Source organism: Streptomyces caniferus, assembly GCF_009811555.1.
GTDB lineage: Bacteria > Actinomycetota > Actinomycetes > Streptomycetales > Streptomycetaceae > Streptomyces > Streptomyces caniferus.
Map to the genome: position 1 here is coordinate 1,046,753 of NZ_BLIN01000005.1, position 15,501 is coordinate 1,062,253.

Annotated in this window: 11 protein-coding genes and 2 pseudogenes; 7 read left to right on the forward strand and 6 right to left on the reverse strand. The window is 68.0% G+C overall.

Annotated features, from left to right (window positions below):
• Positions 1-236: 236 nt before the first annotated feature.
• Entirely contained in the window at positions 237-1,070 is an 834-nt protein-coding gene (locus tag Scani_RS21215) for a helix-turn-helix transcriptional regulator (RefSeq protein ID WP_159478773.1), read from the reverse strand.
• 117 nt (positions 1,071-1,187) lie between these two features.
• Between Scani_RS21215 and Scani_RS21220 the strand changes: the two genes are divergently transcribed.
• The 4 genes from Scani_RS21220 (at position 1,188) to Scani_RS21235 (ending at position 6,656) form a co-directional block, all read left to right on the forward strand.
• Positions 1,188-2,252, forward strand: coding sequence for an aldo/keto reductase (locus Scani_RS21220; RefSeq protein WP_159478776.1), 1,065 nt, complete (start codon positions 1,188-1,190; stop codon positions 2,250-2,252).
• A gap of 1,304 nt (positions 2,253-3,556) precedes the next feature.
• A complete protein-coding gene (locus Scani_RS21225; protein ID WP_159478779.1) occupies positions 3,557-4,645 on the forward strand; it encodes an endonuclease/exonuclease/phosphatase family protein in 1,089 nt (362 codons plus the stop codon).
• A 138-nt stretch (positions 4,646-4,783) separates the two neighbouring features.
• Entirely contained in the window at positions 4,784-5,500 is a 717-nt protein-coding gene (locus Scani_RS21230) for a 2-phosphosulfolactate phosphatase (protein ID WP_174872736.1), read from the forward strand.
• Positions 5,501-6,056: 556 nt separating this feature from the next.
• Positions 6,057-6,656 (forward strand): choice-of-anchor C family protein, encoded by a 600-nt coding sequence (locus Scani_RS21235; RefSeq protein ID WP_159478785.1) that lies wholly within the window; start codon positions 6,057-6,059, stop codon positions 6,654-6,656.
• Positions 6,657-7,168: 512 nt separating this feature from the next.
• Here the strand turns inward: Scani_RS21235 and Scani_RS21240 are convergent.
• Positions 7,169-8,155, reverse strand: a complete 987-nt coding sequence (locus Scani_RS21240; RefSeq protein ID WP_246296061.1) for a tetratricopeptide repeat protein — start codon at positions 8,153-8,155, stop codon at positions 7,169-7,171.
• Positions 8,156-8,249: 94 nt separating this feature from the next.
• Between Scani_RS21240 and Scani_RS41125 the strand changes: the two genes are divergently transcribed.
• A complete protein-coding gene (locus tag Scani_RS41125) occupies positions 8,250-8,582 on the forward strand; it encodes a hypothetical protein (RefSeq protein ID WP_246296062.1) in 333 nt (110 codons plus the stop codon).
• A gap of 300 nt (positions 8,583-8,882) precedes the next feature.
• Here Scani_RS41125 and Scani_RS42200 read toward each other — a convergent pair.
• A pseudogene (locus Scani_RS42200) lies at positions 8,883-9,455 on the reverse strand (ATP-binding protein); the annotation flags it as partial.
• Between the two features lie 851 nt (positions 9,456-10,306).
• Between Scani_RS42200 and Scani_RS21250 the strand changes: the two are divergent.
• A pseudogene (locus Scani_RS21250) lies at positions 10,307-11,122 on the forward strand (RICIN domain-containing protein); the annotation flags it as partial.
• Between the two features lie 329 nt (positions 11,123-11,451).
• Here Scani_RS21250 and Scani_RS21255 read toward each other — a convergent pair.
• Positions 11,452-12,383, reverse strand: a protein-coding gene (locus Scani_RS21255) for an IS5 family transposase (protein WP_371872365.1) whose coding sequence is annotated in 2 segments (ribosomal slippage) — positions 11,452-11,982 and positions 11,985-12,383 — 930 coding nt in all. Because the reading frame shifts where the segments join, the coding sequence is not laid out codon by codon here.
• Positions 12,384-12,576: 193 nt separating this feature from the next.
• Positions 12,577-13,473, reverse strand: a complete 897-nt coding sequence (locus Scani_RS21260) for an NAD(P)H-binding protein (RefSeq protein ID WP_159478797.1) — start codon at positions 13,471-13,473, stop codon at positions 12,577-12,579.
• A gap of 68 nt (positions 13,474-13,541) precedes the next feature.
• Here Scani_RS21260 and Scani_RS21265 point away from each other — a divergent pair, with 68 nt between their 5' ends.
• Positions 13,542-14,351 (forward strand): LysR family transcriptional regulator, encoded by an 810-nt coding sequence (locus Scani_RS21265; protein WP_159478800.1) that lies wholly within the window; start codon positions 13,542-13,544, stop codon positions 14,349-14,351.
• A gap of 696 nt (positions 14,352-15,047) precedes the next feature.
• Here the strand turns inward: Scani_RS21265 and Scani_RS21275 are convergent.
• A complete protein-coding gene (locus Scani_RS21275; RefSeq protein ID WP_159478803.1) occupies positions 15,048-15,257 on the reverse strand; it encodes a hypothetical protein in 210 nt (69 codons plus the stop codon).
• Positions 15,258-15,501: the final 244 nt, after the last annotated feature.

Here is a 15,501-nt window from a genome sequence, read left to right on the forward strand (position 1 = left end):
GCTGGCCAGGTCGCCGGCACCCGATGGAGTTGCAGGGCCCCGCATGCCTTGAGCAGCGGAAAAGCTGCTGATCGCCCAAATACCCTGGCAGGAAAGGAACTTGCCCCAGATGCTGTTCTGAGCAGGGCTCGCGCCGACGTTTGCGACGATCTGGTTCGACCGGAAGAAGACCCAGTGAGAAACGGCCCAGGATGGGGATCAACTGGCGTCTGTCAGGTCGACCTGTCGCCTCGGACTCACCGTGCGCAGAGCCGGTCCAACGCCGACCGGCTCGCCTCGTCTGCGCCGCGGTAGATCACCAACCGCTGGTCAGGATCTTGAAGTGGCATCAGCACTTCGAAATGCACTGCGACCTCACCGACGGCAGGATGCCGTATCACCTTGTGCCCGCGGCCGTTGACCGTGATGTCTCGCTCGGCCCACCATCGCGCGAATTCCTCGTCGCGCGCGGTGCATTCGGCGATGAGGCCGGCCAACACCTGATCCTCCGGATGCGCGGCCCACGCAGCACGGAGGTGGGCGATCCCCTCCCGCACGACGCGTTCGCGGTCGACGTAGAGCTCGCGCATCTGCGGATGCATCAGGCACAGCCACATCGCATTGCGCCGCGCCGGCGGCAGGGTGTCGAAGTCCAGTAGCAGTCTGGCCATTTCGCCGTTCCAGGCCAGGATGTCGTAGCGGTGGTTCATCAGCATGCCCGGCAGCGGCGACAGGTCGGCGACCAGACGGGCCAGTGGCGGTGCCGCGGCGGTGGCGGGCTGGTCGGCAGCGCGGGGGCGCTGCTGGGCCAGATCGAAGAGGTAGGCGCGTTCGTGCGGGGCCAGACGCAGCGCCCGCGCCAGCGCCTCCACCACGCCCGCCGATGGCCGCAGCCCGCGTGCCTGTTCAAGGCGCACGATGTAGTCGATGCTGACCCCGGCGAGTTCGGCGACCTCTTCGCGGCGCAGTCCCGGGGTCCGCCGGGTCTGCCGACGCGACGGCAGGTCGAAATCCTGCGGGTCCAGGCGTTCGCGCCGGGTCCGCAGGAACGCGGCCAACTCCTGTGCCGTATCCACGGTGCGGGTCGTCACGATCGGTCCAACAGCCAGGGTAGGACCGGCATTCCCAGGAACTTCTTTCCCTGACCCCCGGGGCGCGGCGGTCGCAGGCTTGTTCTCGGCAACGGATCATCAGCACAGGAGGACACGATGACGCTCACCCTGGACACGTACCGGCTCCTTGGCCGCGCTGGTCTGCGGGTCTCCCCCCTGGCCCTTGGCGCGGCGACCTTCGGCACCGACTGGGGCTGGGGCGCCGAGCGGGACGAGGCGCGCAAGCTGTTCGACCTCTATGTCGAGCGCGGCGGCAACTTCATCGACACCGCCGACACCTACACCAACGGCCGCTCCGAGAGCCTCCTTGGCGAATTCACCCGCGACAGCCGCGACAGCCTGGTCCTTGCAACGAAATACACGACACATCGCCGTCCCCGCGATCCCAATGCCGGGGGCCCGCACCGCAAGAACCTGTTCACGTCGGTGGAATCCAGTCTGCGACGGCTGAACACGGACTACATCGATCTGCTCTACCTGCACGTGTGGGATTTCACGACGCCGGTCGAGGAGATCCTGCGCAGCATGGACGACCTGGTCCGGCAGGGCAAGGTGTTGTACGTGGCGATCTCCAACGCTCCGGCCTGGCAGACCTCGCGCATGCAGGCGATCGCCGACCTGCGCGGCTGGTCGCCGCTGGTCGCGCTGCAGATCGAATACAGCCTGATCCAGCGCGCCGGGGAACGCGATCTGATCCCCATGGCGCGGGAGATGGGCCTCGGGGTGGTCCCGTACTCACCGATGGGCGGCGGGGTGCTCACCGGCAAATACCGTCGCGAGGACTTGACCGGGACGGACACCGGATCCGAGGAGAGTTCCCGCAAGAGCCTCAACCACGCTGTGGGATGGGTCACCGAACGCAACCTCGCCATCGCTGACACGGTGAAGGAGGTCGCCACGGAGCTGGGCCGCACGCCCGCCCAGGTCGCTCTGGCCTGGACCCTGCAGAACCCGCACGTGACGGCACCGATCATCGGCGCCCGCACCCCCACACAGCTGGAGGACAACCTGGGCGCCTTGGAGGTCGACTTCACCGCCTCCCACCTGGCTCGCCTCGACGAGGCCGGCGCGATCGACCTCGGCTACCCGCACACCTTTCTCGCCGGCGACTTCGCCCGCACGCAGACCCAGGGCGACCTGAAGATCGAAGCCCGCCGCTGACGCCCGGTCGAGCACTGAGGGCAGCGCAGCGCGCTACGGCTGCCCTCGGTGCGGCCGTCGGCACGCCTCTGCCGCAAAAATGCCCCCCGTGCTGATCTCAGTGACTCCGGCGCGCACCAGCCGTTAACCTCGATGCTTCGTGACGGTTCGTCGGAGGCGAGCCCCGATGCCGAGATCGGCACCGAGCCGGGCACTGCGGGCAAGCCGTCGGGCAGCGCGCACGCCGCCCGCGGCGGCAACACGGCATCCCCGATCCGCACCCAGAAGCTGGTGGACGGCAGCGCTGACACCCGGCTTCGAGCCGACGCAGGGAACACTGCGCGACATCGTCGAGCCCGCACAGGGCAGCCCCTCACAGTGCCGCTGACCCACAGTGGTGGGCGCGACCTCGCGGGCCTCACTTCGCACCGCAAGACCGCGTCGAACATCACTCACCAGGCTCTTCCAGAAAGGCAGAAGCCCCCGCCGGAGCCGGCCGACGGGGGGTCCCTCGTCTCACCGGCGTCTCACCAACAGCGTGGACGCACCTGGACCACAAGGATCTGAGCTGCGAAAACGCTCCTGATTCAGACCACGTGGATGGCACAAGACGCTTCCGACAACGTGTGCCAGGTGGGACCGTCCTGCCAGAGCGCTTGACCACCGCCTGTGCGCACGGACGGCCAATTGTCGCCCTGCGGTGACGGCATGCGGGGCAGTGCCGGCCAGTGCCGCTGTCTGTCCGGGAGTTACGAGCGGTTGCAGCAGAGCCCGACAGCCGAATGCCGCGGGACAACCGCCCCAGATACAGCAAGATTTGGACCACTTCCGGTCCAACCACTCCGACGAGCCGTCCACAGCCGCCATGTGTGCAGGTCAGCGCTGCGTTGCCCGTGTACCGCCAGAAGGCGAAGAACCTGCTGGTGTCGTACTCACCGAAGAAGCTCGGCTTCTTCTAGAGGCACTAGAAAAGGCGCCTGACCTAGGGTCATACCGGTCAGGCGCCTTCCGCACGGCCCACTCAGGACAGGGCCCGGTGAGCGTTCCCACTCCCGGATTCTCCCGCCACTCTCCCACTGCTGCGCATTCAGCCGCGTCCAGACCGGAGTACAGCCAGAAACGAGATCCCGGCAGGGCGAAGGCCAGGACCGGTGGATGCTGCGGTGGATGTCGCCTTCGCTGATCATCGCCCGTCGGTCGGCGGACCACCGTTGCGAGAGCCCGCTCTGCTGCTGACGCCCCAGGGCTGCTCCCCCGGGAGCGGCCCTGCTCCGTTCGACAGCCATCTCACACCGCCGGAGAATCGGAGGTGTGAGGAGGGGCCCATGAGTATCCGCATAGCCACTTTCAACTGCGAAAACCTCTTTCGGAGGCCCATCGTCTTCGGTGGCGGGAACGACCCTATACGCGACGCCGTGCTCGAGGACTTCAGGAAACTTGTCGAAACCCTCGATCACGACACGTATACGGCCCATGACAAGACAAAGATCATCGAGCTTCTCAAGAAACACAGCGTCGATGTCTCCCAGGAAATCTCCACCCAGACGATCCTGGTGAACGAGCCGCGCGGACAGGCCCGACTGCTCAAGGGCGAGGGCAGGAACATCGAGGTCAGGGCCGAGGTCACGGGACGGTCCGACTGGGTCGGCTGGGTCGAACTGGTCAAGAACGACCTCAGCTGGGACGCCGTCAAGAACACCGCCAGGGTGATCGCCGAGGTGAACGCCGACATACTGCTGACGGTCGAAGTCGAGGACCGGCTCACCCTGCACCGCTTCAACAAACAGGTGCTGACGGGCCAGTTCGATGCGGAACCATATCCGTTCAACATGCTGATCGACGGCAATGACATTCGCGGCATCGACGTGGGGCTGTTCAGCCGGCACCCGATCACCTCCGTACGCTCGCACATCTTCGACAAGAAGGATTCCCGGGAAATCTTCAGCCGGGACTGCCCGGAATTCGAGATCGACATCGATGGCGAACCCCTCTGGCTCCTCGGGAACCACTTCAAGAGCAAGATCGGCGGCGGAGGCGACAAGCGCAAGCTCCAGGGCGAGCGCGTCGCCCAGCTCTACCAGGCCGCACTCGAGCGCTCGGCGCATGTCGTGGTCGCCGGGGATCTCAACGACACCCCGGGCAGCCCGCCACTCGGCTTCCTCGAGGCCACCAGCCTGAAGGACGCGATGACCCACGACAGTTACGAGGGACCGCCCGGCACCCATGGGAAGTGCACGAGCCCCAACGACAAGATCGACTACCTGATGTTCTCGCCGGAGCTGTTCGCCAAGGTGGACAAGGTCGAGGTGGAGCGGCGTGGGATCTTCGAGTTCGGCACGCCGTTCGACACCGTGACCGGGCCCGGCGACCAGGCGTCCGACCACGCTGCCATCGTCGCCGAACTCGACCTGTGAAGGCAGCCCGGCGGAACGGCGGGGCCCCGGCCGAGTTCGAGCGCATGCCCGCGAGGTAGCCGCCCACCAGGTCCCGAGTCGCCGAAAGATCGTCAACGTGTCTTGTGGACCGCTTCAGCGGGCTGCGACCATCCCGGCATGGGCTCGCGCGTAGTCGGAATACCCGACGTGGACGGCACCGAACAGGTGGCCGTTGTCATCGATGTGATGCGGGCGTTCACCACCGCCGCATGGGCTTTCCACCGCGGGGCAGACAAGATCGTTCTCGCTGCCGACGAGGGCGAGGCACTGGCGATCAAGGCGTGTCACCCGGGCTGGCTTGCGCTCAAGGATGGGGCACCGGTCAGCGGGTTCGACCTGGTCAACTCTCCTGGCGTGATCCGGGAGACGGACTTGACCGGCCGCACCGTGATTCAAAAGACCACTGCGGGAACGGTCGGGGCTCTGGCGGTTGTCGAGGCGAAATTGGCACTGTGCGCCAGTTTCGTCGTGGCCGGCGCGACGGCCCGAGCCCTGGCGGATGCCAACGCCGACTCGGTGACGTTCGTGGCCACCGGCGAGGACGGCCGTGCCGCCGAGGATCTGGCCTGCGCCGAGTACCTGGATCGTCTCCTGGCCGGGGATCGTCTCGACCCCGGCCCTTATCTCCACCGTGCCCGGACCTCCCCCGCCGCGGACGACCTGCGCAGCGGGCGACGCCGCGGTGCTCACCCCACCGATGTGGAGTTGTGTTTGGAGGTCGACCGGTTCGACTTCTCCATGAAGGTCGGGCTCGAGGAAGGGATGGCAGTGCTGCGGCCGCTCCGGACTCCACCAGCTGCGGTGTCCGCTGTACACACGCACGGTAACCAATGAGCCGTCCCCGCCTCACGCTGACGCGAGGTGGAGGGTGAGGACGGTTTGGACGCGCTCGGCCGTCCCGTCCTCTCGGCTCGCCTGCTGCTCGGTTCCCACTAGGTCGTGAAGCCGTGGTTCGTGGCCCGCTCCAAGACAATGGCGTGAAGTGTCGCGAAGGCGCCGGAACCCCCGCTCGCCACTCCTGCGGCGTGGAGGCGGTGAGGCCCTCGACGACGGGGGCGGAGACGAGATGGCGTGGCCGACCACGACGCTACTGAAGCCCGGCCGCCAGTACCGGCAGTGCACGGCGCGGGAGTGACGAGTGGAGGAACACGCGGAACGAGCGGAGTGGCCTCTCGATCAGTCAGCGGCCACTCGCATCTGGTGACGTGCCCGCGGCCGGCGCTGGCTGATTTATATCGGCGCGCTGATGCGCGAGCGCGGCGTGCGACGGTGAACTCACCAGGGCCGTTACCCCCGAGCGCCGTCTTCGCGATCTGTCCCTGGCGAGGCCCGCGCTACAGACTTCGTGTGCTCCACCAGTACGCCCACCCATTTTCACCTGGAGGAACTCATGGTGGCCTTACGCGCCTGCGTCACAACCGTTGCCGCTGCCGGCCTGCTGGCTCTCATGCCGGGTGCCGCCCTAGCGGCCCCGGTCGCGCTCGATGACGGCAGCTTCGAATACCCGACCGCCCCTGCGAACTCCTTCAGTGCGTTGACGGCGGGGCAGTCCATCGGCCCCTGGACGATCGACAGCGGTTCGGTGGACCTGATCGGCAGCGGCTTTTGGCAGGCGGCTGACGGGAAGCAGTCCGTCGACCTCAACGGCCAGGGCCCCGGCAAGGTGTCGCAGACCTTCACTACGACAGCGGGCAAGACGTACACGGTCTCCTACGCGCTGGCCGGCAACCCGGCGGGCAATCAGGGCGTGAAGACAGGTCAGGTTCTCGTTGACGGGCAGGACTTCCAGAACTTCTCGTTCGACACCACCGGCAAGAGCTTCGCCCAGATGGGTTACGTGGGACGTCAGGTGACGTTCGTGGCCACCGGTGCCTCCACGACCTTGTCGTTCGCCAGCACCACTGCCAGCAGCGCCTACGGTCCGGTGATCGACAATGTGAGGATCGGGTCCTGCTGCTCCTGTTCCTCCTGCTCTTCGTGTTCCGGCTGACCGAAGCCACGACAACTCGTCCGCGGGCGAGCCGCTGATCACGGCCGAGAGGCTGACAGGAGACCGAGCGCGATGATGCGACGCCGTACGCGAAGGTGACCCTGCGGTGCGGCGTGCTGTGCTGTCCGCGCCCGAACAGCACCGAGCCCCGGCCACCGAGGGTGGAGGCCGGGGCCAACACACCCTCGTCGGCTTCACGCCGCGATCACACCATCGCCTTGGGGCCGCCAGACGCGAGCAACGATCACTGACACACGACCGGCTGCCCCGCGGAAGACGACCTCCTCATTCAGTTGGTGCTTCTTGGCACAGGTGGTGGTCGAGTCGCCGTGGCCGGTGACAGCCCGCACCATCGCGGTGAAGGGCAAGGCAGGCAGTCCTCTCGGGGAAACGGGTGCGGCCCGGAGATGTTGAACGTGCCGGTCACGGTGGCGTGCAAGTCGTAGCCCGCCGGGCGCAATGGCCCCGCCGGAGCGAGACCTCCGGCGAGTGCTTACTCGTCTCGTGCGCTGTCACACAGCTCTCACCGGCTGTGCGGAGTCCCCCAGTGCTGCGGCCAGCACGCCGTACGCCTGCCCCACCTCACCGCGGGCCTCATGCTCGAATGCTTCGGCCCGCAGGGTGAGGTGCGCGTAGAACGGGGCGATCGTTTCGTTGCCGGTGTCGGCGCGGGCCGCAGCGAGATGTCCGGCGGCCTCCGGGCCGCGGCCTTGATGAAGGGCGATGAGCGCTGCCAGCCCCCGCAGGGCCCGGGACATGCCGAAGTGTTCCCCCGGCTCGTACCCGGCCTGAATCTCCGCCTCGGCGTCGCCCCACCGGCCGGTGTGGAACAGCAGCAGGGCCTCGGAGAGGTGGTACCAGGGCAGAAAGAAACCTCCCCGTTGTTCCGCCAGCCGACGTCCGGCGTCCAGCGCCGTGTGCGCGGCGCCTGCTTGGTCGAGTTCGAGATGGGTGTTGGCCAAGGACAACTGCAGGGCGAGCCGGTGGCACGACTGGGGTGTCTCGGGAACGATCCGCAGCGCCTCCTGCAGAAGGTCCACCGCCTGCCCGTATCGGAAGTCGAGGATGCGCACGGTCGCCAGGGTCTGCAGAGCGAAGGCGCTGGCGGCTTCGTCCTCGGCTTCGCCGCCCGGCGGACGGAGGGACTCCGCGACGGCCTCGGCCTCATCGGCCCGGCCCATGGACACCAGGCATACGGACGCGAAGGCGTGGAACCGCGCCGCCTCTGCCGGTGGGACGACCGGCGAGGCACAGGCGGATTCGGCGGCCCGTTCGGCCAGGTCGGGCTGGCCGCGCAGGAACAGGGACTGGGCCAGGATCCAATGAAGTGCGGGTTCCAGCGCGGGTTCGGCGCGGTGGGCCAGAGCCTGCCGGGCGTGCTCCTCGGCCTCCCGTGTCCGGCCCGAGCACAGCAGTGCGACGGTGAGGTGCAGCGTCAGCTGCCCGGCCAGAGGGTCCTCCCGGCCGACGATCGACAGGCTCCGTTCGAGCAGGTCCACCGCCAGCTGCGGTGCCCGGGCAGTGAGCCGCCCGGCCGACCGAGCAGTTCCAGTCGACCGTCCAGGCGCTGCCGGCGGACATGCTGTCCAGCAGATGCTCGGCGATCCGCTCGACCGGCGCCCCGGCTTCCGCCAGTGCACGGCCGGCCTCCTGATGCACAGTGACCTGCACCGACCGGGGCTGGGCGTCGTGCAGAACCCGGCGGATCAGATCGTGCCGGAACGCCAACTGCTCACCGGCCTCGGCCAGGACTCCCGCCTCGACGACTTCCATGACCAGAGCCAGCACCTCACCGACGCTCCTGCCGAGCACCTGCGACAACAGGGCGACCGCGAAGCGCGAGCCGATCACAGAAGCCACCCTCAGCAAATGGAGGGCGTCCGCGGACAGGAAACTCAGACGGTGCACGATCGCGTCCGCCAGTGACGCGGGTGCGGCAGAACCGACGGCCTCGGCAGCCCCGCCGCGCACCGTGATCGCCGACTCGCGGCTCAGTGCGGTGATCAGCTCTGTGATGTACAGGGGGTTTCCCGCGGCTTCCGCGACCCGTGCGGACAGCGCCGTCCCGGGCGGAGCACCGACGAGTTCCGTCACCAGCGCGTCGACGGCGGACGGCTCCAGGGGCCCCAGCCGCAGCACCGCGGGCCGGGCGCCTTCATGCCCGGCGCGGAGTTCGGTGAGCGCCGCGGCCTTGGGGACGGTCCGGTACGACCCGATCAGCATCAGCGGGAGCTGCCCCATGGCCCGCTGCAGCCTGCGCAGAATCAACAGGCTTGCCGTATCGGCCCAGTGGAGATCGTCCAGCGCCATCAGGACCGGTCCCGCCGCACACAGCTCGTCCACCAGGGCCAGGAACGCTTCGACCGTGGCGAAGTCCACCCGTGACGCTCCCGCGGGTGCCCCTGCTGCGCCCAGCCGGCCCTCGGCGGACATGATGTGGGCGACCCGGACCCGCCGGGGATCGCAGGACGCCGACTCCACACCGAGGCAGTCCGAGATCGCCGAGAACGGCAGGCACTGTTCGATCTCCTCCGCCGACCCGGTGAGCACCTGCATTCCCAGCCGCCCGGCATACCGCGCGGCCTCGCTCACTAGGGCAGTTTTGCCGATGCCCGGTTCGCCGTGCACGAAGAGAGCCTGGCCGTGGCCCTCCGCGGCACGTTCCAGGAGCCGGGCGATCTGTGCGAGTTGGGGTCTGCGGCCGAGGCAGCTGAGGGGAGCGGAGTGGTTCACGACGTCCTCTCCGTGCCCGGGGACACGAGGCGCAGGGGGGTGGGGAGCCGGCGCGAGGCAGGACACACTTCAGTCGGTCTTTTGATTTGAAGGCAAATCAGCCGCATGAGTGAGCTTTCGATTGGCCGGAAGGGTAACACGCGACATAAGCGAAGGAATGGAAGGGCGTTGATCCAGGACACCGCGATTCCGCGGCCAGCCGCAGGAGTCGCGGCGACCGGCGTCGGGCACGCAAGGATGCGCTCCAACGGCACGTGGGAACCGCAAAAACACCGGAGCGCCGCACTTCGCGGCGCGCGAGGCCCGGACCCGGCCCGTCACGGTCGGTGAGACCTCCGCCAGTCGGCGGATACGCCGCAGAACGGCGCGGCCTACGTTGAGCGCAGGACCTCGCCCCCCGGCACTTCCCCGAGCGTCTCCCGACGGACAACGCCCTCCGCGTCAAACGGGTGGACACCGCACGGGAGACCGCTCCTGGGGCGCAGGGCCACCCCCTCAACGAACGGAACGGAGACCCTTGTGTCAACCGCCTCGCGTCAACCGCACTTCCGGGCCCCAGCCATGGTGCTGGCCGTCCAGCTCGCGGCGATCGGTCTTGTCGTCGCCCCTTCGAACACCATGCAAGCCCAAGCCGCGGATGCGTGCTCACCGCCGCTGAACTGCACCTACGACATCGGAGAAATCGTCTCCGTCAAGCCCGTGGACACCTGGTGGACGGACCGCAGAAAGGACGGCGCGAACTCCGCATACTACGAGGACGGTTACGGCAACGGCAGGCTGCACCTCGAAGCGAGCCCGGGCCAGGCGGCAAACGGCGACCCGGCCAACAAATCGGTACAGAACAACGATGCCGGCCGTATACAGACCCGCGACGCCGGTGACGGCTCCCAGGTGCCGAACCGGGAGAATGGCAGTTCGCCACGAACAGCGACGGGACGTTCCGGATCGTCAACAAGGACAGCGGCCAGTGCATGGACGCGACCGTCGACCACGCGTGGTCGCGGGTGGCCCAGGCGGGCTGCAACTACGGCAGCTCCCAGAACTGGTACATCCAGCCGGCGGGTTCGGCCTATGTGATCCGGCACGTGGATGACGACCGCTGCATCGACATGGTGGACGGGCACACGAGTCCGGGTACCGAGGTACAGATCGCTCCGTGCTCGAAGGACTGGGATCCGGCGTCGGACGCCCAGAAGTGGCGGCTCCCGGGGGCCGACGGAAACGTGCTGGCCCAGCTGGCAACGGACTACGCGCTGAAGCAGGTGAACGCCAAGTCCCCGGTCATCTCTGCCAGGTACCACGCGGCCAGTGAAGATAAGGCGACCCTCGGGAAGATCGAGCGGGTGTCGTACCCCGTCAAGAACGACACCTCTACCCTAATGAAGAGAGCGGTCGACTGGTCACAGACCTCTCAGTACACCTACACCAACGGGGGCTCTGTCACGACGGGCGTCTCCGTGGAGCTGGGCGGCGAGCACTCCTTCGTCCATACCACGCTCTCGACCGAGGTGACGGGCACCTGGGCCAACGCCTGGATGAAGAACACCACGACGGCCGACAAGCAGGAAATCAGCATCCAGCCGGGTAAGAGCGGTTGGTTCGCACGGGCTCAGCTGATGAAGACGGTGACCGGCTCGTGGATCCTCACGACCGACCGTGATCCGAGTGGTGGGGCGACGGAACGGCGACCCTCCCCGCCCGCGAGGGGACCGACGACCAGACCAGTCGGCTGACCGCCTGCGAGACCGGCAGCACGGACCCGGCCTGCGTGGCAACGGACCCCGACAAGGTCTGAGCCACCCGCCGAACAGGCAACTGAAGGGGCCGCGGTCCCCGGACCCCGAAGGGCCCGGGGACCGCGGCTGCCGGCTTCCTTCCGGCGCTCCGCCCCGGGCCACCGCCGTACGCGACGAGCAGCTCACGTACCATCGTTGTAACGACCACACACCTCTCCGTCCCAAAGGAGCTCCACTGTGAAGAGGTCCTGCTCTGGCTGCTGCTCCTGGCCGCCTTCCTCTTCAACCTCATCTCCTATTCCCTCTGGGACGGCTCGTGTCTCGGGTCATGTTCGGAGCCAGATCATGAGGGTCGCGACCGTGACGGTTCCGAGGTAGACGTAGGCGCGTTTCTCGTAGCGGGTGGCCACGGCCCGGAAGCCTTTGAGGCGGTTGACGGCTCGCTCGACAGTGTTGCGTTTCTTGTAGCGTTCACTGTCGAATCCGGTGGGCCGGCCGCCGTCGGAGCCGCGGTTGTGCCGGTGTCGTTGCTGGTCGAGGCGTTCGGGGATGGTGTGCCGGATTCCGCGTCGTCGCAGGTAACGGCGGTTCTTGCGGGAGGTGTAGGCCTTGTCCGCCAGGACGTGGTCGGGTCGGCTGCGTGGCCGTCCGACTCCGGTGCGGGGCACGGAAACCTGCTCCAGCACCCGCTCGAGCAGGGGGCCGTCACCGTAGTGCCCGGGTGTCAGAACGAGCCCGAGGGGCCGGCATCGTCCCTCGGCGGCGAGGTGGATTTTGGTGGTGAAGCCGCCGCGGGAGCGTCCCAGGCATTCGCTGATCTGATCACCTCCTCCCATCGGACGACCAGCTTCCGCAGCACCGGTTCGACCCGGTTCGCCCCCTGCCCGGCCCCCTTTTGAGGAACCGCGGCCGGGGGCACCTTCCGCGCGCCGGCGGCGTGCTGATGAGCCCGCACCGCGGTGGAGTCCACTGACACGTCCCAGTCGATTCGGCCCTCAGCGTCCTCGGCAGCCTGGACCAGGGACAGCAGCCTCTCCCACGTGCCGTCCGCTGACCAGCGGCGATGACGTTTGCAAACCGTCTCCCACGGCCCGAACCGCTCGGGAAGATCCCGCCACTGCACACCCGTCCGCACCCGGTACAGCACCCCGTTAATCACCCGCCGATGATCACTCCACCGACCCCCACGCGCACCACCACGAGGCAAGAACGACTCCAGTCGATGCCACTCCGCATTCGTTGAATCCCCACGACCCATGGAACCAGCCTGACCCCAACACCCCACCCACGTCCGGAGATCCGAGGAACAGTGCCTAGGACTCACGAACCACGTCGAGATCGGCTGGGCGGTCAATACGGTGTGCGCGCATCAGCCAACGATACGAGTCCGCCGCGCGGGCCGATGAGGTGCTGTGCAGGAACGGGGGAAGACCTGTACCCGGTCTTGGTGCTCATGCCAGGACCGCCGGCTTCAAGACCTCTTCACACCATTCGCGGAAGGTTGTCGGGCTCGCGGTCCGAGGGGTGCGCTGCACTCCGTCGTCGAGGCCGTCGTCCTTGGCACGCATCATGTCCACGTAGCCTTCGGCGATCGCGTTCCCGACCCCGCGTCCGGTGAGTGCGGCGCGGAAGTCGTCGAGCGACTGCCGCTCGTAGCGGACCGGGCGGCCGAGCACGTCGGAAATGGTGCGCGCCATGTCGTTCGCCGAAAGGTCCTCGGGGCCCAGCACCGGGACCTCGCCCGTCCCCGTCCATGAGCGGTCGAGCAGCAGGCCGGCGGCGGCTGCGGCGATGTCCCGGGTGGCGGCCGTCGGTGCTTTGCGGCCGGCGGTGACGGTGTCGGTGAACACGCCGTGGTCGCGGATCGGCGCCACCTGCCGCAGCAGGTTGTCCATGAAGGTCGGGTTCGCGAGCGCCCGATAGGCCACGCCTGTACTCGCGATGAGGTCGTCCATGGCCAGCGACGCTGTCACCAGCCCGGCGCGGCCGGCGACAGGGGTGCCGCGGCCGAGCGCCGAGACGCCGACGACGTGTCCCACGCCGTGGGTCTTGAACGCCTCTGCGGCGGCGCGAGTGAACCCGGAGTACACCGCGTCCAGGCTCGGCGCCCGCAGGTTTGGCGGGACGAGCCAGAAGACGGCGTCCGCGCCGGCGAAGGCCCGGTCGACGACCTCGGCGTCGCCGTGGGAGCCGGTGACGACGTCGACGCGGGCGCGGGCCGCGGCGTGGAGTTTTCCGGGGTCACGCATGATGACGCGCAGTTCTTCATCGCGCGTGGGGGCCTCGTTGAGCAGGATGTCCAGGAGCCGGCTGCCGATCTGGCCGGTGGGAGCGGTGATGACGATCATGTTTTGAGTTTCGGCGCGTGCCATCTGTGGCGTCCAATACCCTTCCCGGCAATTGATACCTTGACGGCATGGATCTCGATCTGCGCAAGCTCCGGTACTTCGTCGCGGTGGCCGAGCACCGGCACTTCGGCCGGGCGGCGGAACAGCTCTACATCACCCAGCCGGTGCTCAGCCGTCAGATCAGGGCCTTCGAGCAGGAGTTGGTATGCACTCTGCTGGTGCGGACCACCCGCAGCGTGGAGCTGACCGCCGCCGGGAAGCAGCTCTACGAGGAGGCACAGGGCATCCTCGCGGCCGTCGCGGCGGCGGTGCGACGCGTGCACGACGTCGACCACAGCGTCCAACGGCTCGTTGTCGCTTTCTCCCCCGGGCTACACGTGTCGGACGCGATCCGGGCTTTCACACTGCGCCACCCCCATGTCGAGACCGACGTCGTCCCGGCCCGCTGGTGGGAACAGGACGCGCCGCTCCGGGACGGCCGGGCCCAAGTGGGGTACCTGCGGCGGCCGTTCGACGACTCAGGGCTGCACACCATCCCTATCGGCTACGAGCCCAGGGTCGCCTGCATGCCCGCGGCGCACCCGCTGGCGCGCCGTGCCGACCTCACCTCCGCCGACCTCGACGGCGAGCGGATGCTCGACACACCGACGCGGCGGACGTCTTCACTTGAGGAGAAGTTCGAGCTCATCGCCTCGGGGCACGGCATCGCGCTCATCCCACTGAGCGTCGCGCGCTCCTACTCCCGCCCCGACCTCGCCCACCTCCCCGTCACGGACGCCCCCGGGATCGAGACATGCCTGGTCGTCCTCGCGGACCGGCGCGAGAAGCTGCTGCGCGACTTCCAGGAGATCGCCACCGCGACGCTGCGGCGCACCTGAGCGATCAGCGGCCGGGCCACGGACGGGCGAGATGATCGCAGTGGAGGACGTCGAGCACATCCAGGATGTGCTGGGTGCCGCGCACGAGGCGGAACATCTCGGAGATGTGCCCGTGTGCGGGTCACGCAGCTGCCGCAGGCCCGGCGCGGTCGGCCGGGTGAAGGCGTAGCGGCCGCGGAAGTTGATGTGGCCGTACTGGAGCGGGGAGAGCCGGGCGACAGCTCCTTCAGCAGGCAGCCAGTGAGATCTGGACGGAGTCCGGAAACGGACCCTTCAACCGCTACATGTCCGTATCGCCGGGGGTGGGCACCGATGACCGCCTGCACCCGCTGCGACTGCGGCAGCACGCTGAACCTGAGGGACGGGGATCGACTCGGCGACCGGTGGCCGCGACAATCTGCCCGGCCACGCGAAAGCTGAGCGTCGTCGTGGCCGAGGTTGGACGATTTTGTTTCCCCAAGCTGTGAGGCTTCTGAGAGACGCCCGGTGGCTGATTCGGCGTGGCACATTGTGTCCATGACTTCTTCTCCACCCTCCGCTTCCGTCGATCTGAGAAGAGAGCCTGTCGAGGAAGTCCTCGATCGCGTCGAGGGCGGTCCCTCGGTGTGCATCTGGACCGGGAGACCCTGGTGCGCAAGCGCCGCTCGGTCGGAGCACGGACGGCTCGTTGGGGGAAACGACGATCGTCACGGCGGGCTATTCGGGGCCGTTGAACCAGATCCTGCAGCTCCGCTCCCCGAACGCGCAGGTGCAGGTGCAGGTGCAGGTGCGCATGTCCTCCTTGGGGACGAGCCCGCACACGGGGTGAGTGAGATGCTCGATGAGCGTGTCGTGGTCCGTCCAGTGCGATTCCGCGAAGGTCAGCCGAAATCCGTAGGTGCTCACGTGCTTGGTGAAGCCGGCCATGTCCAGCCAGTCGGCGCCGGAGCGACGGCGGGCTGACGCCGCAGAAGGCGACGCCGAAGATGCAGGCAGCGGTGTGCGGCCGGGCACGAGTGCGAGGAGCGGATTTCCAACCGCACCGCGATGCCGAAGTGGAAGAACGGCGATGTACGCCGCCTGCCGCAAGTGCGTCGGCTACCGGGTCTCCCGCACCTTCCCCGTGTGCGGGCACACCGTGAGGGTGCGGGCGCTCGCGCCCTTCGGGCAG

Excerpts from the sequence above, each read along its gene's own strand:
- Scani_RS21230 (WP_174872736.1), top strand. The coding sequence starts at position 4,784 with ATGGGCTCGCGCGTAGTCGGAATACCCGACGTGGACGGCACCGAACAG.
- Scani_RS21225 (WP_159478779.1), top strand. The coding sequence starts at position 3,557 with ATGAGTATCCGCATAGCCACTTTCAACTGCGAAAACCTCTTTCGGAGG.
- Scani_RS21260 (WP_159478797.1), bottom strand. The coding sequence starts at position 13,473 with ATGATCGTCATCACCGCTCCCACCGGCCAGATCGGCAGCCGGCTCCTG.
- Scani_RS21220 (WP_159478776.1), top strand. The coding sequence starts at position 1,188 with ATGACGCTCACCCTGGACACGTACCGGCTCCTTGGCCGCGCTGGTCTG.
- Scani_RS21275 (WP_159478803.1), bottom strand. The coding sequence starts at position 15,257 with ATGGCCGGCTTCACCAAGCACGTGAGCACCTACGGATTTCGGCTGACC.
- Scani_RS21265 (WP_159478800.1), top strand. The coding sequence starts at position 13,542 with ATGGATCTCGATCTGCGCAAGCTCCGGTACTTCGTCGCGGTGGCCGAG.
- Scani_RS21235 (WP_159478785.1), top strand. The coding sequence starts at position 6,057 with ATGGTGGCCTTACGCGCCTGCGTCACAACCGTTGCCGCTGCCGGCCTG.
- Scani_RS41125 (WP_246296062.1), top strand. The coding sequence starts at position 8,250 with ATGCTCGGCGATCCGCTCGACCGGCGCCCCGGCTTCCGCCAGTGCACG.